The following is a 20,870-nucleotide window of genomic DNA, read 5'->3' on the forward strand; positions in this document are numbered from 1 at the left end:
GTGCCCCGACGCCGCTCTACCGTCATCCATTCGGCCCAAAGTCCTGGTCACGTGCCGTGCGGCGCTCGTATGGTCGCCACCATGACCGGTCATCCGCAGCCACCTGCACCGCCCCGGCGGCGACGTCGCCGCTGGCCGTGGGTGCTCGGCGGCCTCGGCGTCGTGCTCGTCGCGGTGCTGGCGGTCGGGGCCGTCGTCTTCCAGCCGTGGCTGATCTTCGTCGACACCGAGATCGACGACGCGATCCCCGTGGCGGTCACCCCGACGACCTCGGCGCCGGGCCAGGCGCCCCCCGCCGGACCGGTGGTGGTCTCGCGCGGAAGCCTGATCAGCCATGAGCATTCGACCTCCGGAACGGTCTCGGTCATCGAACAACCCGACGGTTCACGCGTGTTGGCGATCGAGAACCTGGACACCACCACCGGCCCGGACGTCCACGTGTGGTTGTCACAGGGGGAGGTGGTCGAGGGATTCGCCGGCTGGCGCACGGCCGCCGGGGCCCCGCACGTCGACCTCGGCATGATCAAGGGCAACAAGGGCGACCAGCTCTACGAGATCCCCGCCGGCGTCGACCCGGGCGACTATCCGTCGGTGTTCCTCTGGTGCGTGAAGTTCAGCGTCTCCTTCGGCGCCGCCGAGATGGGCTCACTACGGTGAAGGGGTGAGCACTCCCGATCTCGACCTGACCGCCGATCCCGTCGACCTGACCGCCGCGCTCGTCGACATCGAGAGCGAGTCGCGCAACGAATCGGCCATCGCCGACGCGGTCGAGGCCGCACTGCGGGCGCAGACAACCGGTTTCGAGATCCTCCGCCACGGCAATCGCGTTCTCGCCCGTACCGATCGGGGGCATGCCCGGCGAGTCATCCTCGCCGGTCACCTCGACACCGTGCCGGTGGCCGGCAACCTCCCGCACCGCCGTGAGACCCATCCGGCGGACGGTGACGTCCTGCACGGCTGCGGCACCGTCGACATGAAGTCCGGTGACGCGGTGTTCCTCCACCTGGCGGCAACGCTGCCCGAGCCGGCCTCCGACCTGACGCTGATCTTCTACGACTGCGAGGAGATCGCGGCGGAGTTCAACGGCCTCAACGACATCGAACGGGAACTCCCCGAATGGCTGGCCGGCGACGTGGCGATCCTGGGCGAGCCGACCGCGGGGCTCATCGAGGCGGGATGCCAAGGAACACTCCGGGTCCGGCTGTCGACGTCGGGGACCCGGGCGCACTCGGCCCGGTCGTGGATGGGCGACAACGCCATCCACAAGCTCGGCAATGTCCTGACCACGCTGGCGGGTTACGAGGCCCGTCGGGTCGACATCGACGGCTGTGAGTACCGCGAAGGTCTGTCCGCGGTCGCCGTCGGGGGCGGGGTCGCAGGCAACGTGATCCCCGACGCCGCACACGTCGACGTGAACTTCCGCTTCGCGCCCGACCGCTCGATCGATCAGGCCCTCGGCCACGTGCGCGAGGTGTTCGCCGCCGACCTGGCCGACGGTGTCATCGAGCTGGCGGTCACCGATTCGGCCGCCGGCGCCCTGCCGGGTCTGGCACACCCGGCCGCTGCGGCGCTCGTCGAGGCCGCGGGTGGCCGCTTCCGCGCGAAATACGGGTGGACCGATGTGTCACGGTTCTCGGCGCTCGGCATCCCGGCCGTGAACCTGGGTCCCGGCGACCCCAATCTCGCGCATCGCGTCGACGAGCGGGTCCCGGTGGAGCAGATCCGCGCGGTGACCGAGCTGCTGCGCGACTACCTGTCCTGAGTGGCCGGACCGGGTGGCCCGGCCACGCTGCTAGCGTGACCGCCATGTCGACCACGCCCGATCCCGCCGCCGACACCGACGGAACCGATCCCGACACCTGCTACGTCGGGCCCATCCGCATCCGCCGGGATCAGCAGGGCAAGACCACCGATCGACGGCTGCTCGAGTGGGTCGACCCGCGGGACGCCGAGCGGCGCTCGGAGCGGACCATGCGCGACTCGTGGCGCGTGCTGCGCATCCAGTCGGAGTTCGTGGCCGGGTTCGACGCCATGAGCGAGGTGGCCGAGGCCGTCACCGTGTTCGGCTCCGCCCGCCTCGCCCCGGAATCGCCCGAATACGCGCTCGGGGTGCGGGTCGGACGTGCGCTCGGGGACGCCGGGTACGCGGTCATCACCGGCGGCGGGCCCGGAGCGATGGACGCCGCCAATCAGGGCGCCCGCCAGGCGGGTGCCCAGTCCATCGGCCTCAACATCGAGCTGCCCTTCGAGCAGGGCCTCAACCCGTGGGTCGATCTCGGGATGAACTTCCGGTACTTCTTCGTCCGCAAGACGATGTTCGTGAAATACGCGCAAGCGTTCGTCTGTCTCCCCGGCGGGATGGGCACGCTCGACGAGCTCTTCGAGGCGCTGACCCTCGTGCAGACCAAGAAGGTGGTGCGATTCCCGATCGTGCTGGTGGGCAGCGACTTCTGGGGCGGGCTCCTGGCCTGGATGCGCGACGTCCTCGCCGCGCGCGGGATGATCTCGCCCGAGGATCTGGACCTGCTCACCGTCGTCGACGACCCCGATGACGTGGTCGCCGCGATCGAGGCCGCCACGCCCTGAGGGCCGAGATGACCGGGTCGGGCGGCGATGGCACGATTGCCCGGTGAGTGCTGTCTGTGTCTATTGCGCGTCCGGTCCCGTCGACCAGCCCTATCTCGACCTCGCCGCCGAGGTCGGGCGGACCCTGGCCGAGCAGGGGCATGTCGTCGTCTCCGGTGGCGGGAACATCTCCATGATGGGCGCGCTGGTCAACGCCGCCCGCGAGGCGGGCGGTCACACGATCGGCATCATCCCCCGCGCGCTGATGAAGCACGAGGTCGCCGACCTCGGTTCGGGGGAACTCGTCGTCACCGAGACCATGCGCGAACGCAAGCGGCTCATGGACGAGCGCGCCGACGGGTTCATCACCCTGCCGGGCGGGATCGGGACGCTCGAGGAGCTCTTCGAGACCTGGACCGGTGGCTATCTCGGGATGCATGACAAGCCGGTCGTCCTGCTCGATCCTTCCGATTTCTACGCGCCGTTGCTCGACTGGCTGCGAGAGTTGTCGACAACCGGGTTCGTCGCCCGGCGATCGCTGGACCGACTGCTCATCTCGCGGTCGGTGTCCGACGCGGTGGAGTTGGCGACGGCACGGTGAGGCCTTGCTACCGGCCGGTAGGGTAGCGCGTGGGTGCGCGGGGCACCTGATATGCCAGCGGGAGAGCGGAGGGCAGATGTCCCCAGAGGTCGAGCAGCAGGACAATCGGCAGCAGAGCGTGAAGAAGACGGTCGGTATCCCCGACCTTCTTCGTGGTGTGGTGAAGATGGCGCCACATGCGACCGGGATGATCAAGCACGCACCGGGGCTCATCCGTCGCCCACCCGAGGCCAAGCGGACCATCGGTTCGGTCTTCCAGAAGCTCGCGGCCGAGCACCCCGACCGCCCCTTCGTCCGGTTCGAGGGCCGCACGACCACCTACGGTGAGGCCAACCGCCGGGTGAACCGTTACGCCGCAGCGCTTTCGGCCGACGGCGTCGGCACGGGCGACGTGGTGGCGCTGCTGTCCAAGAACTGCACGACCGACCTGCTGCTGATGCTCGCCACCGTCAAACTCGGTGCCATCGCCGGGATGCTGAACTACAACCAGCGCGGTGAGGTGCTCGAGCACAGTGTCGGACTGCTGGAGGCCACGGTCCTCATCCACGATCCCGAGTGTGCCGAGGCGTTCGACTCGATTCCGGAATCGGTTCTGCCGCAACATGTCTACGACTTCGCCGAGTTCGACGCCGCCGCCGAGGGGCTCTCCGAGGCCGATCCGGAGGTCACCGAGCAGCTGCCCGCGTCGACCAAGGCCTTCTACATCTTCACCTCCGGTACAACCGGAATGCCGAAGGCGAGCGTGATGAGCCACAACCGGTGGCTGGCGAGCCTGTCCGGCATCGGTGGTCTCGCGGTGCGGTTGCGCCACAGCGACACCATGTACGTGCCGCTGCCGCTCTACCACAACAACGCGCTGTCGGTCTCACTGTCGTCGGTCCTCGCCTCCGGCGCGTGTATCGCCATCGGGCGGTCGTTCTCGGCGTCGAAGTTCTGGGACGACGTGATCCTCAACCGTGCGACGGCCTTCTGCTACATCGGCGAATTGTGTCGCTACCTTCTCGCGCAGCCCGAGAAGCCCACCGATCGCCAGCATTCCGTACACACCGTGGTCGGCAACGGTATGCGCCCGGACATCTGGGACGAGTTCCGCGAGCGGTTCGGCGTCGACCGCGTCGTCGAGTTCTACGGGGCCAGCGAACTCAACCTCGCGTTCGTCAACGCGTTCAGCGTCGACAAGACCGCCGGCTTCTGCCCGCTCCCGTACAAGATCGTGGAGTACGACGAGGAGGGGAACCCCAAGCGCGGCGACGACGGTCGGCTCGTGAAGGTCGGCCGGGGCGGCACCGGCCTGCTGCTCGCGCAGATCAGTGACCGGGTGCCCGTCGACGGTTACACCGACTCCGAGGAGACCGAGAAGAAGATCATCCGCGACGCCTTCAAGGACGGCGACTCCTACTTCAACTCCGGTGACCTCGTCCGCGATCAGGGCTTCGCCCACATCGCCTTCGTCGACCGGCTCGGTGACACCTTCCGCTGGAAGGGTGAGAACGTCGCCACGACCCAGGTCGAGGGGGCGGTCGACTCCTACGAGGCCGTCGCCCAGTCCGTCGCGTACGGCGTCGAGGTCCCGGGAACCGACGGTCGCGCCGGGATGATCGCGATCAAGCTGCGTGAGGGCGCCGACCTCGATCCGAGCAAGTTCGCCCGTCACCTCTACGACGCGTTGCCGTCGTACGCGGTGCCGCTGTTCGTGCGGATCGTCGACGACTTCGAGCAGACCTCGACCTTCAAGAACCGCAAGGTCGAGCTCCGCAAGGAGGGATACGCCGACGCCGAGGCCGACCGACTCCACGTACTGCTCGGCAAGGAGAAGGGCTACACCGAGTACTACGACGGCTATCCCGACGACGTCGCCGCGGCCAAGGTTCCCAAGGGGTGAGTTCGAACCCGGAGGCGTCGGTGTCGCCGACGCTGTGCGGGCGTCGGGTGCCGACCGATCGCGCGCTGGTCATGGCGATCGTCAATCGCACCCCCGACTCGTTCTACGACCGGGGAGCGAGCTTCGACGACGCCGCCGCACAGGCGCACGTCGATCGGGTGGTGGCCGAGGGCGCCGACATCATCGACGTCGGCGGGGTGAAGGCCGGTCCGGGTCGCGAGGTCGATGCCGCCACGGAGGCGGCCCGGGTCGTCGGCATGATCTCGTGGATCCGCGACCGCCACCCGGGTGTGCTGATCAGCATCGACACCTGGCGGAGCGAGGTCGCCGACCAGGCCTGCGCCGCCGGCGCGGACCTCATCAACGACACGTGGGCGGGATTCGATCCCGAGGTGGTCGCCGTCGCCGCCGAACGTGGCGTCGGGATCGTCTGCTCGCACACCGGTGGCGCGCGGGTGCGGACGCGACCGCACCGCGTCGCGTACGGGGATTCCGTCGACGACGTGGTGGCCGACGTCATCCGGGAGGTGACCTCCGCGGCCGAACGGGCGCTCGCGGCGGGGGTCCGGAGGGACTCGATCGTCATCGATCCGACGCACGATTTCGGCAAGAACACCCACCACGGGCTGGCTCTGTTACGTGGCGTGAAAGATCTTGTTAACACGGGCTGGCCGGTGCTCATGGCGCTGAGCAACAAGGATTTCGTAGGGGAGACTCTGGGTACAGACCTAGCGCAACGATTGGAAGGGACACTGGCCGCGACGAGTCTGGCCGCCGCACAGGGCGCCCGGATCTTCCGCGTTCACGAGGTCGCCGCCACTCGCCGTGTGGTCGACATGGTCGCTGCCATCGCGGGAACGAGACCACCCGCCCGAACAGTCAGGGGACTCGCATGACCAAGCAGAAGCGACGTACGCCCAGCACCGTCATCAGCCGGGACAAGGCCGCGATGTGGCCGACGGTCGCCCAGGCCCCGGGAACCGAGCAGCGCTGGTCGTCAACCCACACCTGGGAACAGCCCGACTGGACGATCGACGAACTCATCGAGGCGAAGGACGGCCGGACGATCTCGGTCGTGCTCCCCGCGCTGAACGAGGAGGAGACAGTCGCCGACGTGATCGCGACGATCATGCCGCTCTACGGGAGCCTGGTGGACGAGGTCATCGTCCTGGACTCCGGTTCCACCGACGCGACCGCCGAGCGAGCGCTCGCCGCCGGCGCGCAGGTGGTCACCCGCGAGGAGGCGGTCCCCGAGCTGGACCCGGTCAAGGGCAAGGGCGAGGTGCTCTGGCGTTCGATCGCCGTGGCCACCGGCGACATCATCGCCTTCGTCGACTCCGACCTCATCGACCCGGACCCGATGTTCGTGCCGAAGATGCTGGGTCCGCTGCTCGTCAACCCCGAGATCCAGCTCGTGAAGGGCTACTACCGGCGGCCGCTGCGCACGGGCGGCACCCACGACGCCAACGGCGGCGGTCGCGTGACCGAGCTCGTCGCCCGGCCGCTCCTGGCCTCCCAGAAGCCCGACCTCACCGCAGTGCTGCAGCCGCTCGGCGGCGAGTACGCCGGCACGCGCGAGCTGCTGTCGTCGGTCCCGTTCGCGCCCGGCTACGGGGTGGAGATCGGGCTGCTCATCGACACCTACGACCGCCACGGTCTGGCCGGTATCGGTCAGGTCAACCTCGGGGTCCGGACCCATCGCAACCGCCCGCTGGTGGAACTGGGGGTCATGAGCCGGCAGATCGTCGGAACCCTCATGCGCCGGTGCGGGATCGAGGACTCGGGCGTCGGCCTGACCCAGTTCACCGCCGAGCCCGACGGGTCGTTCACGCCGCACACCACCGAGGTCTACCTCGAGGATCGTCCGCCGATGAACACCGTGCGGGTGCTGGACACCAAGGCCGAGGAGATGGCCTCCTAGGGGCACCGGGCACGGCACCCACACGGACCCGGCGACCGCGCGCCACACCGGGAGCGGTTGTCGGGTCCGTGCTGTGCCGGACTCCGGTCCGAGTGTTTCTGTCAGGATGGATCGCATGCAGACGCTGCTGCTGTACCTCCTGATCATGGGGCTCGTCATCGCGGTCGTGTTCGCCATCGTCTGGTTCGTGTTCGGACGTGGTGAAGATCTTCCGCCGGTCGAGCCCGACACGACCCTCACCAGACTGCCGTCGGTGGGGATCACCGGCGACGACGTCCGCGCGCTGCGGTTCGCGCAGACACCGCGGGGCTACAAGCAGTCCGAAGTCGATTGGGCGCTGGCGCGTCTCGCACATGAGGTCGACGATCTGCGCTCGGTGATCGCGCGCCTGCGCGACCGGGAGCCGGTGCCCGGGACGCCGGTCGACACGCACCCCGACGATGCGGCCGCCGACCACGAGAACGGTGGTGCCGGCGCGTGGCGGCCGGGCCCGCCGACGGCCCCGGGGTAGGCGCGCAGCGGGTTCCGCGCGGCGCGCGTGTCGCGCACTGGCAATCGTGTGAGACGCCTACACGTATCATGTTCGGAGCAGGGACCTTGAAGGGAGCTTGAGAATGGCGGCAATGAAGCCACGTACTGGGGACGGCCCCCTCGAAGCGGCCAAAGAAGGGCGTGGAATCGTTGTCCGGATTCCGATCGAGGGTGGGGGTCGACTCGTCGTCGAGCTGACCGCCGACGAAGCAGCCGCGCTGGGCGAGGAACTCCGCGGGGTCACCGGCTGAACATGCCCCACGAGGGCAGTTCCCATGAGGCCCGGGCGGACACACCGACACCGCACCGGGCGCATGGCCTCACTTCGATCGTCGAGATCCTTCGATGCCCGGTGTGCACCGGGCCGCTCTCGGTCGACGGCACTGCTCTGCGTTGTCCCGACGCTCATTCATTCGACATCGCCCGGCAGGGCTACGTCTCACTGCTCGACGGTCGGTCGGGCTCGTTGCGCGCCGACACCGCGGCCATGGTGGCCGCCCGGGCGCGTGTGCACGACGCCGGTTTCTTCGCCCCGGTGGTCGATTCCGTCGCCGGACTCGCCGCCGAGTTCGCGAGCGGAGTCCCGCGGCCCGTGATCCTCGACGCGGGCGCCGGTGGCGGACACTATCTTCGCGCCGCGGTCGCGGCGAGCGGAACGTCGGACGGTGTCGTCGAATCCCCGGTCGCCGGAATCGGCATCGACCTGTCCAAATACTGCGCGCGCGCCATCGCCCGGGGGCCGCACGCGCTCGCCGCCGTCGTCGGCGACGTCTGGCGCGAGCTACCGGTCGTCGATGACGCTGTCTCGGTGGTGCTCTCGGTGTTCGCGCCCCGGAACGCGTCCGAGTTCGCCCGGGTTCTGACACCTGATGGCGCACTGATCATCGTGAGCCCGGGGCCCGACCACCTCTCCGAGCTCATCGAGCCGATGGAGATGCTCCGGGTCGACGCCACGAAATCCGCACGGCTCCATGCCGCGCTCGACGACGGTTTCGAGCCGGTCGACGAGGCTCCACTGCGGTACACCGCGGACGTCGGCGCCGGGATCATCGGCGATCTGGTCGCGATGGGACCCTCGGCATTTCATTCCGAGGAGGCCGACATCCGCTCTCGTGCCGACGACTTCGCCGGGGACGGCCGCGTACCGGTGACGGTGTCGGTCGTGGTCACGACGTGCCGGCCCACCCGCGGACGGCGCCCTGATCAGCGTCGGACGGACTCGTAGACGCCCAGGGTCTGTTCGGCGATCGATGCCCAGGAGAACTCGGCGTCGGCACGTTCGCGGCCGGCCGCGCCCATCGCCGATGCCGCGGCCGCGTCGGAACCGACCGCGTTCACCGTCTCGGCCAGATCGTGTTCGAACGTCTCCGGATCGGCGGGGTCGTAGCGGACGAGGCGGCCGGTGACGTTGTCGCGCACCACCTCGGGGATGCCGCCGACCCCCGAGGCCACCACCGCGGTGCCACAGGCCATCGCCTCGAGGTTCACGATGCCCAGCGGCTCGTACACCGAGGGGCACACGAAGACCGTTGCCGCTGTCAGTATCTCGCGGATGCGGGGGAGAGGGAGCATCTCGCGGACCCAGTGCACGTCGGGACGCGAGGCCGACAGTTCGCCGACCGCCCGCTCGATCTCGGCGCCGATCTCCGGGGTGTCCGGTGCGCCTGCGCAGAGGACGAGCTGGATCTCCGGGTCGAAACGGTGGGCCGCGGCCACGAGATGCGCGACGCCCTTCTGCCGCGTGATCCGGCCGACGAACGCCACGATGGGTCGGTCGGGGTCGAGTCCGAGGGCCGTGGGTGTCGAGTCGGGTCCGAACGGGTCGGCGACCGGATACCACTGCGAGGTGTCGATCCCGTTGCGCACCACGTGGACACGTTCGGGGTCCAGTCGCGGGTAGGTGTCGCAGATCTCGGTTCGCATGCCCGCACTCACCGCGATCACGGCGTCGGCGTACTCGACCGCATTGCGTTCGACCCAGCTCGACACCCGGTACCCGCCGCCGAGTTGCTCGGCCTTCCACGGACGCGACGGTTCGAGCGAATGCGCGGTGAGGACATGCGGCACGTCGTAGAGCTGCCCGGCCAGGTGCCCGGCGAGACCGGTGTACCAGGTGTGGGAGTGCACGACGTCGGCGTCGGCCGCGCCCACGGCCATCCGCAGGTCGGCCGAGAGGGTCGTGATCGCCGCGTTCGCCCCGGCCAGCCCGGGGTCGGGGGTGTACACCGCGGCGGTCTCCCGTTCGGCGCCCATGCAGTGCACGTCGACGGTGATGAGATCGCGGAGATGGCGGACCAATTCGGTGACGTGGACACCGGCACCGCCGTAGACCTCAGGTGGATATTCCCGTGTCATCATCGCCACCCGCATGATCTCGACGCTAGTGCCATCGCGCGCAGTTCGCCATCGGTGCCGGTAAACGGTCGCCGCGACCGGGACGCGGGCATTCTTCCGGCCCGGTCACCTGGCCGACGGGTTCGATGGCGGTTAAGTTGGGGGAGTGAGATCTGAGCCGCACGTCCTCGGCATCGTCCTCGCAGGCGGCGAAGGCAAGCGTCTGTACCCGCTGACGATGGACCGCGCCAAACCTGCGGTGCCCTTCGGCGGTGCCTACCGGCTGATCGATTTCGTGTTGTCCAACCTGGTCAATGCCGGTTACGAACGCATTTGCGTGCTGACACAATACAAGTCGCACTCGCTGGACCGGCACATCTCGCAGACCTGGTGGACGTCGGGATTCCATGGCGAGTACATCACCCCGGTCCCGGCCCAGCAGCGGCTCGGACCGCGCTGGTACACCGGCAGTGCCGACGCGATCTTCCAGTCGATGAACCTCATCACCGACGAACGGCCCGAGTACATCGTCGTCTTCGGCGCCGACCACGTGTACCGGATGGACCCATCGCAGATGGTGGCGGCGCATGTCGAATCCGGTGCCGACGTGACGGTCGCCGGAATCCGCGTCCCGCGCGCCGAGGCGACGGCCTTCGGCTGCATCGACTCCGACGAGAGCGGCAAGATCACCCGCTTCCTGGAGAAGCCGACGGATCCGCCGGGGACGCCGGACGATCCCGAGTCGACGTTCGCGTCGATGGGCAACTACGTGTTCACCACCGAGGCGCTGGTCGACGCGTTGCGCGCCGACGCCGCCGATTCGGACTCCGACCACGACATGGGCGGCGACATCATTCCGGCCTTCGTGCGCCGGGACACCGCGTATGTCTACGACTTCAAGGACAACGACGTCCCCGGTGCCACCGAACGCGACACCGGCTACTGGCGGGACGTCGGAACGCTGGACGCGTTCTACGAGGCACACATGGACCTCGTGTCGGTGCACCCGATCTTCAATCTGTACAACGGCCGCTGGCCCATCCGCGGCGAGACACACAACCTGCCGCCCGCCAAGTTCGTCCAGTCCGGGGTCGCCGAGGACTCGGTCGTGGGATCCGGCTGCATCATCTCCGGGGGCACGGTCCGCAACTCGGTGCTGTCCTCGAACGTCATCGTCGAGGACGGCGCGGTGGTCGAGGGCAGCGTGCTGATGCCCGGCGTCCGCGTCGGAAAGGGTGCCGTCGTCCGTAAAGCGATCCTCGACAAGAACGTCGTGGTGGGCGACGGCGAGCAACTCGGTGTCGACGTGAGCGCCGACCGCGAGCGGTTCTCGGTCAGCGCCGGTGGTGTGGTGACGGTAGGGAAGAACATCCGGGTCTAGCGCGGATGTCCGTCCCGCAAGGCCGCGCCGATGAGTGTCGCGATGTCGTCTCCGGCGTCGTCCGGGAGTGCATCGATCGGCCACCAGCGCAGATCCACCGACTCGTCGCTGCGCACGACGCGCGGTAGTCCGCCGTCGGACGTCGGTGCGGCGATCACCCGGTACCGGACGTCGAGGTGGCGCGTGGGGACGCCCAGCGAGCAGGTGATCGGGTGGGTGTGCAGATGCACGATCCCGCCTCCGGGATCGGCGGGGTCCGCCGAGTCGAGCACGAGGTCGGGCATGCCTGATTCCTCTCGCGCCTCACGCAGCGCCGCGTCGGCGATGGTGTCGTCGGCCGGTTCGCAGTGTCCGCCGAGCTGAATCCACTTGCCGACCCGGGGATGCAGGGTGAGCAGGACGTGCCGGCGGGTGGCGTCGAAGACGATCGCCGAACCCGTCAGATGTCCCGGCGCACTGGCTCGTAGGCATGCCTGCGAGGATGCCGCCAGGAATGCGAGGTACGTGTGACGGAGCGTGTCCTGGTCGGGATCGGATGTGTCCCAATGGGTGAGGGCCTCGACGGCGGACGCGTGCAGCGACTCGGCGGTCACAGCTCGAGTACCCAATCGGCGGTGGGGGCGGGGTCGCGCAGGCCCGCCGGCTCGAGGGGGTGACCGATCGCGACCGCGCCGAGTGGTTCCCAACTCGGGTCGAGGCCGAGGACTCGGCGTACGGTCGGCGCGGCGAAGATGGTCGACCCGATCCAGCAGCTGCCGAGGTCGCGCACCGACAGCGCCGTGAGCAGGGTGGCGACCGCTCCGCCTGCGGCCACGGTGAACATCGTGTGTTCGGCCGTGTTCCGCCGCTCGTCGGGGTACTCGTGAACGCCGTCGGGCACGAGGAACGGGATCACCAGTTCCGGGGCGTCGTAGAGGATCTGGCCGCGCCGCAACCGTTTCTCGATGGACTCGGTTGTCTTGGAATCCGATTCGAGGTCGGCGCGCCACTCCTGCGCCATCGCGTCGAGGAGTTCCCGGCGCCGCGGGCCGGACCGCACCCAGACGAAGCGGACCGGATGCGTGTGGTGTGGAGCGGGGGCGGTGAGCGCCTCGCCGAGTGCGGCACGCAACTCGGCGGGGTCGACAGGCCGGTCGGCGAAGTTCCGCACCGAACGCCGCGTGCGGATGGCCTCGCGACGTCCCTGGGCGATCGCCTCCTCGGTCCCGAGGCGGAACAGGTCCTCCTCGTAGGGGCGGATCAGATCGGCGGCCGTGGTCCCGTCGTCCGCCGGACCGAAGCCGCGGACGACGGCGACGGGGACCGCCGCGAGTTTGCCCTTCACGAGATCGGCCGCCGCGGCGAGTTCGTCGGCCACCGCGATCTCAGTGACGATCAACGGGTTTCCGTAGTCGTCGACACCGCCCTCATACGGATGGGTCACGGCGATGCCCGACGCGCCGATGGCGACGTCGGTCTGCCCGGTCCGCCAGGCGCGGCCCATCGTGTCGGTGATGATCACCGCGACGTCGAGGTCGGCGGCCTCGGCGATGGCGAGTCGGAGGGCCGCCGCGCTGCGGTCGGGGTTCTCCGGGAGCAGTGCGAGCTGGTCGCTGCGTACGTTCGAGCCGTCGATCCCGGCCGCGGCCTGGACCAGGCCCAGCCGGTTCTCGGTGATCAGGGTCCGGTTCTTGCGTGCCAGCACGCGTACCGATTCGTCGTCGACGAGGCGCCGGCGCAACGCGTCGCGCTCCTCGGGGTCGCTCGGCGCGTCGACCATCCGGCCCTCCGCCTTGGAGATGATCTTGCTGGTGACCACCAGGACGTCACCGGACTCGAGCCACGGTGCGGCGGTGAGGATCTCGCGCGCGACGTCGGAGTCGGCGGCGAACTCGGGCAGGCCGGTCACCGGATGGATCTCGAGGCGGCCCGGGGCGCGGTGGTCGGGGCGGGCGGTCACGCGGGGCCCTGGTTGGAGTCGGGGAGCGCGACGTCGACGAGCGCGCACGCCGCGCGCACCATCTGGGCGGTGGAGGCGGGATCGGTCATGAGGAGGGGTGCGGCGCCGATGGCGATGCCGTCGACGGTGGCGTGGTCGCCCTCGGCGATCAACCACCCGTCCAGGATGCCGTTGCCGCTGCGGGCGCCGTAGTGCCCGGCGATGCCCTCTGCCGAGGACTCGACCTCGATCACCGACAGACACTCGTCGGCCATGCCGCGCAGCGGCCGATTGTCGATGACCGGGGAGATACCGACCACCGGGGCCTTCGTCTGCCGCAGCGCGCTGCGCATCCCGGGAACGCTGACGATCGCGCCGATGCTCACGACCGGGTTCGACGGCGCGAGCAGGACGACGTCGGCGTCGGCGATCGCGTCGAGGACGCCGGGTGCAGGTGCGGTGTCATCCGAACCGACCTGCGCGAAACCGAAGGTGGGGATCTGGGCGCGATGGCGCACCCACCATTCCTGGAAGTGGATCGCGACCCGTTCGCCGTCCTCGCCGTCGGGCTTGGCGACCACGACGTGGGTCTCGTGACGGTCGTCGGTCACGGGCAGGAGCCGCACACCGGGATTCCATCGGCGGGACAGCGCGGCGGTGACGTCGGACAGCCGGTACCCGGCATCGAGCATCTGGGTCCGGATGAGATGCGTCGCGAGGTCGCGATCGCCGAGGCCGAACCAGTCCGGATCGGCACCGTAGGCGGCGAGTTCCTCCTTCGCGTGCCAGGACTCGTCGCGCCGGCCCCACCCGCGTTCGGGATCGATCCCGCCGCCGAGGGTGTACATGCACGTGTCGAGATCAGGACAGATGCGGACGCCGTGCATCCACGCATCGTCGCCGACGTTCACGATCGCGGTGATCTCGTGTTCGCTCGCCTGGCCCCCGGACGAGTCGTCCTGCGGGACCGGGAACGCCGTCGGCCCGAACAATTCGCGCAGACCGAGGAGGAATCGTGCCCCTCCGACGCCCCCGACGAGTACGGTCACCTTCACAGCAGGTACTCCTTCACACCGCCACTGTAGTGCGCGGTGTGCGAGGGCGGTCAGGGGCTGTCGGCGCGGTCGGGGACGATTCCGACGGGTGCCGGGGTCGGTGTGACATTCACGTCGGGTTGAGGTCAATGTCGTGTCGAGTCACAGCGTTGTCGGATCCTGGTGGTAAACAGAGAATCTTTGACTTCAACTTGACCGCGACCGCCCCGGGCGTGTGTAATCACATCAGTGTCATTCCGAGTTTGAGATCGAGAACCTCTGGATCGAAAACCGCTGGACTTCAACGGATTCGATTGTATGTTCAAACTCGGGTGAGGGTCGGTTCCGGCACTTCGCGGGCCGTCGCTCGGGCGCTGTGTGTGTACGACTGATGTGGGAGTTTCCGCATCCGTAGTACAAGTGGTGTGGCAACAGTGGTGGGTGCGGCGCTACAGGCCGTGTTCGCAAAGGACGCAGAAACTACCAACATCCCGAGCTAGGAGGCGCCGACGATGGCTTTGGAAAACCCGATCGGCAATCCGCTTGAACCACAGAATCGCCCGCAATTCATCGCCGAATTCAATACTCTTGGCCCCGTTGATGATTCGATGATCGGTGGCACCGCCACCTCGTCGGTTGTCGGTGTCGGCACCGACTTAGGGACGCCCGTCGCCGACGACGCCGACCCGGGCCGTCGTCATCTGTCGTTGGTGCCCAACGACTTCGACGATCTCTTCGACGCCGTCGAGGACCAGTGGCAGGACCGCGCCCTGTGCGCGCAGACCGACCCCGAGGCGTTCTTCCCCGAGAAGGGTGGGTCGACGCGCGAGGCCAAGCGGATCTGCCAGGGCTGCGAGGTGAAATCCGAATGCCTCGAGTACGCACTGCACAACGACGAGCGCTTCGGGATCTGGGGCGGCTTGTCCGAGCGTGAGCGCCGTCGCCTCAAGCGCGGCATCATCTGAGTCGGCGGCCCCATCCGGGGATCGCCCGACGCATCGATCGACCTCACTGTCGGCCGGCCGAACGGCTACCGCAGTACTCGACCGCGGATCACTCTGGTCCGCGGTCGATCGTGTCTTCGTCGACGCCCAGGTGGGTCGCCACCTGTTGCACGAGGACCTCGTGGATCAGATCCAGCAACTCGGTGCCCTTCTTGGCCCGGGACTCCAGCGGCCGGCGGAACAGGATGATCTGCGCACGCGTCGGCGCACCGTTCACATCCATCCCGGCGGGAATCAGCCGAGCCAGTGGGACGGCGCCGTCGGCGGTCACCTCGTCGGGCCACTCGACGGTCTCCGGATCGCGCGGCAGCAGCCGCGGGATCTCGTCGACGGCGATGTCGAGGCCGGCGATCTGGTCATGCCACTGCGCGTCGATCTCCGCGAATGCCTCCAGCGCGACCGCGTCGAATTCGTCGGATCGGCTGTTGTGCGCGGGCACCCCCTGGGGGAGCAGCGGCGAGCGAAGTCCACGTCCGCGACGATCACGATGACGCCCCACCCGCCGCCGGCCGCGGCGGGACTCCGGCAGGCCGGAGGAGCCACGTGGAGTCGGCTTCGGGTCGATACGCATGGCGAGAGTGTAGGAGGTCGGGTGAGCCCCTGTCTCCTCCGGCCGCCCGTGTCTTCGCCGGCGCCCGCGCCGTGAGCGTGTCGTCGAGGTGGTTGCGAGCGACGAGGGCTAATCTCGTCACGTGAAGCTTCCCCGACTGTGCTGCCGACCCGGCTGCGCCCGATCCGCGGTGGCTACCCTGACCTTCGTCTACGCCGAGTCGACCGCGGTGATCGGTCCGCTCGCGACGTCGCAGGAGCCGCACTCCTGGGACCTCTGCGAGGACCACGCCCGCCGGATCACCGTCCCGCGGGGTTGGGAGATGCTGCGCAGCGAGCGCGGTTTCTCCGCGCCGCCGGCCGAGGATCAGGAGCTGACCGCCCTCGCCGAGGCGGTTCGGGAAGCCGGGGCCGTCGCCGGGGGCGGACGCCCGCGGTATGTCGACCGCGGTCCCATCGACGCACTCGACGCCTTCGAGGACACCCACTTCGCCGACGCTCACCGCGAGGCCGTGGAGGATCGTCGATCGGGGCGCCACCGCGCCGGACCGGTCGATGCACCGTCGCAGCCGGCCGGGGCCCCGCGACACCAGACCCGCCCCCGTCCGGGACGTCGCGGGCACCTTCGGGTACTGCCGGACCCGGTCGACTGACCGGTCACCACCGCGCGGGGGGCGTGGACTCCGTCGACGTCGAGGAGGGGCGTCGCCACCGCGACGATGTGCCGTTCCCATGCACACCGACTCCGCGAGCTGGCTACCCTGGTCACATGCGAACCGGTTCCCCCGACCTCGACGACGCCGAGGAGCTGATCTCGGCCGATGTCGACGGTTTGCTGAGAACGGTCGCGCTCGCCGGTGCGCAGGTACGCGCCGTTGCCGAAGCGGTCCGCGAAGGTGTGCTCGCGCCGCTCGCCGAGCTGCGCCCGCGCAGCGTGGTCGTGGTCCACGGGTCCAGCGGGGTGTCGCATCGGGCCACCGAGTTCGCGGTGGCGACCCTGGCGGCCCGGGTGGATGTCCCGGTGGTCAGCGGACCGGTGTTGCCCGGGTGGATCGGGCCGCTGGATGTCGTGATCATCGCCGGCGACGACGCCGGGGACATGGCACTCGCCGACGCGGCCGCGCGCGCGTTACGCCGGCGGGCGGAGGTGGTGGTGCTCGCGCCGGTGGCCGGTCCGCTCCAGGATGCTCTGGGCGGCAACGGAATCGATCTCGCGCCACGCTTCGACATCGAACCGCGTTTCCGGTTCGTCGGATTCGCGGCGGCGCTGCTCGCGATATTTGGGGCGCTGACGCAGGTCCGGTTCACCGGCGCCGTGCCCGTGCTCGACGACCTCGCCGACGCGCTCGACGCCGAGGCCACCACCGGGCATCCGGCACGCGACGCCTTTCACAATCGCGCGAAGTCGTTGGCGCTTCGGGTCCAGGGGCGTCCCACGGTGTGGACCGCGGACAGCCCAGCCGGTGCGGCCATCGCCCGTCACGCGGTTGCCGGGCTCGTCGGCCTGTCCGGGATCGTCAGCGCCGCAGCCGAACTCGCGGATGTCTCGCGGATGGTGCAGCTGCTCGGCGCGCGTCCGGACAGCGGACCCGCCGCCGACTCCATCTTCTACGATCCCGACTTCGACGGACCGCCGCCGGCCCCCGCGCCACGAGTTCAGGTGGTGTCGACCGGCCGGCGGGAGTGGTACACGCGCCAGCGCGTCGCCGGCCTGGGCGAGGTCGATGTGCTCATCGGAGCCGATCGTGCAGAGCGGACTTCGGCCGCCGGGGGCTCGGACGGTCGGGAATGGGACGACCGGCGCCCGGCGCCGGGCGAGGATCCGGTGGCCGACGGCCCGGGGGATGTACTGGATTTCCTGATCGTGGCACTACGGGTCGAGATGGCGGCGGTGTACCTCCGCCTGGTTGGGAACGCGATGCAATGAGGATTATCGACGGTGTGGTGCGCCCCTACGCGTGGGGTTCACGGACGGCGATCGCGTCGATGCAGGGCAGACCCGTCCCGTCGGCGCATCCCGAGGCCGAGTTGTGGTTCGGTTCCCACCCGGCGGGCTCGGCTCGCTGTGTGGACGTCGCCGGGATCCAGCAGGATCTCGTCGATGTGATCGACGCCGATCCGGTCGGCACGCTCGGCGCGGCGAGCACGGCCGCCTTCGGCGAGCGCCTGCCGTTCCTCCTCAAGGTGCTCGCCGCCGAGGAACCGCTGTCGCTCCAGGCACACCCGTCCGCCGAGCAGGCCCGCGCGGGATTCGAACGTGAGAACTCGCGCGGTGTCGGTCTCGAGGCCCGCGACCGCAACTACCGGGACCCGTGGCACAAACCCGAACTGATCGTCGCCACGACCCCGTTCGACGCCCTGGCCGGTTTCCGCCGGCCGGAGGACACCGTCCGGTTGCTTCGTGCACTGCAGGTGAGCGAACTCGACCCGTATCTCGGGATGCTGGCCGGCCAGCCGGATTCCGAGGGGCTGCGCGCGCTGTTCACGACGTGGTTGACGCTGCCCGAGTCCCTCCTCCGTCAACTCGTCCCGGCGGTGCTCGCCGGCGCGGTCACCGTTCTCAGCGGGGGCGAGTCCGAATTCGTTGCCGAACTGCGCACCGTCTGTGAACTCGGAGAGGCCTATCCGAACGACCCCGGTGTCCTCGCGTCGTTGCTGCTCAACAACATTCACCTCGAACCCGGGCAAGGGCTCTATCTGTCCGCCGGCAACCTGCACGCCTACCTCCGGGGTACCGGTGTGGAGATCATGGCGAACTCCGACAACGTGCTGCGCGGTGGACTGACGCCGAAGCACATCGACGTGCCCGAGCTGTTGCGAGTCCTCGACTTCACCCCCGTCGACGTCGCCGACCTGACACCGCAGGTGCGGACGATCGGTGCCGAACGGATCTACCTCACCCCCGCGCCGGAGTTCCGGCTGTCGCGTGTCGAACTCGACGGCACCGGACTCCATCACGCCTCGTCGATCTGCTTCGACATGCCCGGCCCACAGATCCTCGCCGTGCTCAGCGGCGCGGTGGAGGTCCGGCCCGCGGGCGGGGCCCCGCTCACCGTGACGGCCGGACGGGCCATGTGGATCACCGACGACGACCCGGACGTCATCGTCCGCGCGGCCTCGGCTCGCGCGGTCTTCTACCGCGCGCTGGTCCCGGCGGCGGTCACGGCGCATCCCGGACTGACCTCGACGGTGGCCACCGCGGCCGAATGATCCGGCCGCAGACCACGGTCGGTGCTGCGGGTCAGTGCCGGACGGGTGCCGGCGCCGCGGCTGCGGCGGGTTCCGGATAGCCGCCGATCAGGGTCCATTCGTCAGGGGTCGCAACCATCGTGACCAGGGTGGGCCGGTCGCCGGTGTCGAGCGAGATGTCCTGCGGGGTCCGCGGATTCTGCCGCAGTGCGACCGTGGCGCCGTCCGTCGGTTCTCCCAGTCCCGGCGCGACGACGATCATCCGGGTGGTGTCGGGCGCAGGGGAGGGCGGAGTGACCCCGTCGACGATGACCAGGGCCGGGCCCGGGCGCGCGGGCGTGCGGTCACCGGCGAGTGACAGCGCGCTCGGGTCTCCCACGGCGGTGACCACCGGTGTCCACCGGTGCGGGCGGTCGGTGTGCACGCGTACGGCGGCGCCGACCGCGACGGCGCGCAGGGCGATCTGGGCGACGACGTGGATGCCCGCGGCCACCGACACCGTGGAGATACCGGGCCCGACGAGCCGGGTCGCGACCGCACGGCCGGCGTGATCGGCCCCGATCAGCTGTCCGCAACCACCGGCCGGGAGGCGTGCCGAGGCGAGGAACGCGTCCGCCTCCGCTCCGGCGAGTACCGGAACCGCCCGGTCGAGGCGGGTCGAGGTCGAGATGGGGAGACTGGCTGCGAGAGCATCGAATTGGCGACCATCGAGCGGGATCAACTCGGCCGGCCACTCGGTCAGTGCGCGCTGCGCGGCCGGGAATTCGTTGAATCGGACGATCCCCGACACCTCGACGGTCGTGCGTTCACCGCGCCGCCTGCGCTCGGCTGCTCGCGGACGCAACTTCACGGTGACCGTCGTCGAGACCGCGGAGTTGACCCAGACGTCGCGGAGCACGGCGGTCAGCGCGGCCGGTTCGACGGCTGCGCTGCGCATCCGCAGACCCGCCACGCCGATCGAGTCGCGCTCCTCCGACAGCGAGTCGAGGGTCGCCCCCTCGGTCAGCTGTGTCGTGATCGCGGTGATCTGCGGGGCCGACAGAATCGTCGTCGACAGGCCTTGTTCGGCAAGCCTTTTCGCGACGCGGCGGGTGGTCACGGTCGCCGTGCGCAGGGCGCCGGTCGCGCCTCCGCCGCGGCGGGCGACGGCGTCGGCACAATCGAGCGGGTTCAGCCGCAGGACGACCAGAACCGACCGCTGGGCAGTCGCCGACAGCGGACCCAGAGTCCGGTCGTAGGTGGCCGGCGCGACGCCCGAACCCCAGACGCGCACGCCGTGGCTGATCACCTCGATGCTGCTCAGCTGGATGTCGTAGGGGCTGATGCACTCGGCGAGCACACCGAGGGGGACCACCTGGCCCGATTCATCGGCCATCTCGCTGTGCCCGGGGGTCAGATAGGTGACGGCGGGACCTCCCGGGTCCACCCGGACCACCGTCACGAGGGTGTCGCCGACCCATCGCGCACCGATGGTCGTCGGCGCCGTCGAACGACGGGCCGCGGCATGGGTGTTGGGCGCAGGCAATGGGATGTCGAAGGGGGCCGGGGCCAGATCGGCGTGGTCGCGACGCATGCGCGCCCACGAGAACGACAGGTGCGCGACGATCCGGCCGAACACCGACGGCCGATCGCCCAGGTGCACCAGGCCTGCCGAGACGATGACGGCGACACCGAGTGCGGTCGCGCCCCAGACGCTGCCGGACACGGTCCACACGACGAGCCCGATCGCCAGGATCGCCTCGATCAGGACGAGTGTGGGCAGTGCCATCCCACGCGTGTTCCGCTCCACGGTTGCGACCCCCTCGATCACCGCTGCCGACCGCCGTGTGCCACCCGCCGAGTGTGTGCACAAGCGGTGGAGCCCCACACGTCAGGGGCATGTTTGTCGGTTAGGCTACTACCGCGCGGCAGGGGGTATGCCGCAGGAGATCACAGCCCGGCCGCCGCCGGACCCGGTCCGG

General features: G+C 69.5%; 21 protein-coding genes. 15 read left to right on the forward strand and 6 right to left on the reverse strand.

Annotated elements, in window-relative coordinates; translation table 11 throughout:
- The first annotated feature begins 141 nt into the window (after nt 1-141).
- The 10 genes from AB4Z55_RS10765 (at nt 142) to AB4Z55_RS10810 (ending at nt 8,725) form a co-directional block, all read left to right on the forward strand.
- Nucleotides 142-657 (forward strand): DM13 domain-containing protein, encoded by a 516-nt coding sequence (locus tag AB4Z55_RS10765; RefSeq protein ID WP_369521001.1) that lies wholly within the window; start codon nt 142-144, stop codon nt 655-657.
- Between the two features lie 4 nt (nt 658-661).
- On the forward strand, nt 662-1,762 hold the full coding sequence (gene dapE / locus AB4Z55_RS10770) for a succinyl-diaminopimelate desuccinylase (RefSeq protein WP_369519707.1): 1,101 nt from the start codon (nt 662-664) through the stop codon (nt 1,760-1,762).
- Between the two features lie 44 nt (nt 1,763-1,806).
- Nucleotides 1,807-2,586 carry a TIGR00730 family Rossman fold protein gene (locus tag AB4Z55_RS10775; RefSeq protein WP_369519708.1) on the forward strand — a complete coding sequence of 260 codons (780 nt, stop codon included), beginning with the start codon at nt 1,807-1,809 and terminating at the stop codon, nt 2,584-2,586.
- Nucleotides 2,587-2,629: 43 nt separating this feature from the next.
- Nucleotides 2,630-3,166, forward strand: a complete 537-nt coding sequence (locus AB4Z55_RS10780; protein WP_004019224.1) for a TIGR00730 family Rossman fold protein — start codon at nt 2,630-2,632, stop codon at nt 3,164-3,166.
- Nucleotides 3,167-3,242: 76 nt separating this feature from the next.
- Nucleotides 3,243-5,048: a long-chain-acyl-CoA synthetase gene (locus AB4Z55_RS10785; RefSeq protein WP_239402568.1), complete on the forward strand. Its 1,806-nt coding sequence runs from the start codon at nt 3,243-3,245 to the stop codon at nt 5,046-5,048.
- Nucleotides 5,049-5,119: 71 nt separating this feature from the next.
- On the forward strand, nt 5,120-5,944 hold the full coding sequence (gene folP, locus AB4Z55_RS10790) for a dihydropteroate synthase (protein WP_369521002.1): 825 nt from the start codon (nt 5,120-5,122) through the stop codon (nt 5,942-5,944).
- Nucleotides 5,941-6,969, forward strand: a complete 1,029-nt coding sequence (locus AB4Z55_RS10795) for a glucosyl-3-phosphoglycerate synthase (protein WP_239402567.1) — start codon at nt 5,941-5,943, stop codon at nt 6,967-6,969. The genes folP and AB4Z55_RS10795 overlap by 4 nt, the downstream gene beginning before the upstream one ends.
- Nucleotides 6,970-7,084: 115 nt before the next feature.
- Nucleotides 7,085-7,480, forward strand: coding sequence for a DivIVA domain-containing protein (locus AB4Z55_RS10800; RefSeq protein ID WP_239402566.1), 396 nt, complete (start codon nt 7,085-7,087; stop codon nt 7,478-7,480).
- 103 nt (nt 7,481-7,583) lie between these two features.
- Nucleotides 7,584-7,751, forward strand: coding sequence for a DUF3117 domain-containing protein (locus tag AB4Z55_RS10805; protein ID WP_004019232.1), 168 nt, complete (start codon nt 7,584-7,586; stop codon nt 7,749-7,751).
- 2 nt (nt 7,752-7,753) lie between these two features.
- Nucleotides 7,754-8,725: a putative RNA methyltransferase gene (locus AB4Z55_RS10810; RefSeq protein ID WP_239402565.1), complete on the forward strand. Its 972-nt coding sequence runs from the start codon at nt 7,754-7,756 to the stop codon at nt 8,723-8,725.
- Here the strand turns inward: AB4Z55_RS10810 and glgA are convergent.
- A complete protein-coding gene (gene glgA / locus AB4Z55_RS10815) occupies nt 8,704-9,870 on the reverse strand; it encodes a glycogen synthase (RefSeq protein ID WP_239402564.1) in 1,167 nt (388 codons plus the stop codon). The two genes, AB4Z55_RS10810 and glgA, sit on opposite strands and share 22 nt — an antisense overlap.
- Before the next feature lie 130 nt (nt 9,871-10,000).
- Here glgA and glgC point away from each other — a divergent pair, with 130 nt between their 5' ends.
- A complete protein-coding gene (gene glgC, locus AB4Z55_RS10820) occupies nt 10,001-11,215 on the forward strand; it encodes a glucose-1-phosphate adenylyltransferase (protein ID WP_086534567.1) in 1,215 nt (404 codons plus the stop codon).
- On the opposite strand, the gene AB4Z55_RS10825 is transcribed toward glgC, so the two are convergent.
- From AB4Z55_RS10825 to cofD, 3 genes are read right to left on the reverse strand one after another with little or no spacing between them, the layout of a single operon-like run.
- Nucleotides 11,212-11,808 (reverse strand): NUDIX hydrolase, encoded by a 597-nt coding sequence (locus AB4Z55_RS10825; protein ID WP_004019236.1) that lies wholly within the window; start codon nt 11,806-11,808, stop codon nt 11,212-11,214. The two genes, glgC and AB4Z55_RS10825, sit on opposite strands and share 4 nt — an antisense overlap.
- Nucleotides 11,805-13,154 (reverse strand): coenzyme F420-0:L-glutamate ligase, encoded by a 1,350-nt coding sequence (locus tag AB4Z55_RS10830; protein ID WP_369519709.1) that lies wholly within the window; start codon nt 13,152-13,154, stop codon nt 11,805-11,807. Before AB4Z55_RS10830 ends, AB4Z55_RS10825 begins: the two co-directional genes overlap by 4 nt.
- On the reverse strand, nt 13,151-14,188 hold the full coding sequence (gene cofD, locus AB4Z55_RS10835) for a 2-phospho-L-lactate transferase (RefSeq protein WP_369519710.1): 1,038 nt from the start codon (nt 14,186-14,188) through the stop codon (nt 13,151-13,153). Before cofD ends, AB4Z55_RS10830 begins: the two co-directional genes overlap by 4 nt.
- A 680-nt stretch (nt 14,189-14,868) precedes the next feature.
- Here cofD and AB4Z55_RS10840 point away from each other — a divergent pair.
- Nucleotides 14,869-15,132, forward strand: coding sequence for a WhiB family transcriptional regulator (locus AB4Z55_RS10840; RefSeq protein ID WP_180819320.1), 264 nt, complete (start codon nt 14,869-14,871; stop codon nt 15,130-15,132).
- An 88-nt stretch (nt 15,133-15,220) separates the two neighbouring features.
- On the opposite strand, the gene AB4Z55_RS10845 is transcribed toward AB4Z55_RS10840, so the two are convergent.
- Nucleotides 15,221-15,742 (reverse strand): metallopeptidase family protein, encoded by a 522-nt coding sequence (locus AB4Z55_RS10845; protein ID WP_004019240.1) that lies wholly within the window; start codon nt 15,740-15,742, stop codon nt 15,221-15,223.
- A 121-nt stretch (nt 15,743-15,863) separates the two neighbouring features.
- Here AB4Z55_RS10845 and AB4Z55_RS10850 point away from each other — a divergent pair, with 121 nt between their 5' ends.
- The 3 genes from AB4Z55_RS10850 (at nt 15,864) to manA (ending at nt 18,930) form a co-directional block, all read left to right on the forward strand.
- Nucleotides 15,864-16,373: a DUF3499 domain-containing protein gene (locus tag AB4Z55_RS10850; RefSeq protein ID WP_180819311.1), complete on the forward strand. Its 510-nt coding sequence runs from the start codon at nt 15,864-15,866 to the stop codon at nt 16,371-16,373.
- Nucleotides 16,374-16,489: 116 nt separating this feature from the next.
- The gene (locus tag AB4Z55_RS10855; RefSeq protein WP_369519711.1) at nt 16,490-17,647 is read left to right on the forward strand and encodes a hypothetical protein; all 1,158 of its coding nucleotides are present in this window, start codon (nt 16,490-16,492) and stop codon (nt 17,645-17,647) included.
- A complete protein-coding gene (gene manA, locus AB4Z55_RS10860) occupies nt 17,644-18,930 on the forward strand; it encodes a mannose-6-phosphate isomerase, class I (protein WP_354562175.1) in 1,287 nt (428 codons plus the stop codon). The genes AB4Z55_RS10855 and manA overlap by 4 nt, the downstream gene beginning before the upstream one ends.
- Before the next feature lie 31 nt (nt 18,931-18,961).
- Here manA and eccE read toward each other — a convergent pair whose 3' ends face one another.
- A complete protein-coding gene (gene eccE, locus AB4Z55_RS10865) occupies nt 18,962-20,677 on the reverse strand; it encodes a type VII secretion protein EccE (RefSeq protein ID WP_369519712.1) in 1,716 nt (571 codons plus the stop codon).
- Between the last annotated feature and the right edge of the window lie 193 nt (nt 20,678-20,870).

This window comes from Gordonia sp. ABKF26 (genome assembly GCF_041103195.1).
Classification (GTDB): domain Bacteria; phylum Actinomycetota; class Actinomycetes; order Mycobacteriales; family Mycobacteriaceae; genus Gordonia; species Gordonia terrae.

What these genes read in the sequence shown, in the direction of transcription:
- AB4Z55_RS10775 (WP_369519708.1), top strand. Translation starts at nt 1,807, where the DNA reads ATGTCGACCACGCCCGATCCCGCCGCCGACACCGACGGAACCGATCCC.
- AB4Z55_RS10785 (WP_239402568.1), top strand. Translation starts at nt 3,243, where the DNA reads ATGTCCCCAGAGGTCGAGCAGCAGGACAATCGGCAGCAGAGCGTGAAG.
- folP (WP_369521002.1), top strand. Translation starts at nt 5,120, where the DNA reads ATGGCGATCGTCAATCGCACCCCCGACTCGTTCTACGACCGGGGAGCG.
- AB4Z55_RS10795 (WP_239402567.1), top strand. Translation starts at nt 5,941, where the DNA reads ATGACCAAGCAGAAGCGACGTACGCCCAGCACCGTCATCAGCCGGGAC.
- AB4Z55_RS10800 (WP_239402566.1), top strand. Translation starts at nt 7,085, where the DNA reads ATGCAGACGCTGCTGCTGTACCTCCTGATCATGGGGCTCGTCATCGCG.
- AB4Z55_RS10805 (WP_004019232.1), top strand. Translation starts at nt 7,584, where the DNA reads ATGGCGGCAATGAAGCCACGTACTGGGGACGGCCCCCTCGAAGCGGCC.
- AB4Z55_RS10810 (WP_239402565.1), top strand. Translation starts at nt 7,754, where the DNA reads ATGCCCCACGAGGGCAGTTCCCATGAGGCCCGGGCGGACACACCGACA.
- glgA (WP_239402564.1), bottom strand. Translation starts at nt 9,870, where the DNA reads ATGCGGGTGGCGATGATGACACGGGAATATCCACCTGAGGTCTACGGC.
- AB4Z55_RS10845 (WP_004019240.1), bottom strand. Translation starts at nt 15,742, where the DNA reads ATGCGTATCGACCCGAAGCCGACTCCACGTGGCTCCTCCGGCCTGCCG.
- AB4Z55_RS10855 (WP_369519711.1), top strand. Translation starts at nt 16,490, where the DNA reads ATGCGAACCGGTTCCCCCGACCTCGACGACGCCGAGGAGCTGATCTCG.
- manA (WP_354562175.1), top strand. Translation starts at nt 17,644, where the DNA reads ATGAGGATTATCGACGGTGTGGTGCGCCCCTACGCGTGGGGTTCACGG.
- eccE (WP_369519712.1), bottom strand. Translation starts at nt 20,677, where the DNA reads ATGGCACTGCCCACACTCGTCCTGATCGAGGCGATCCTGGCGATCGGG.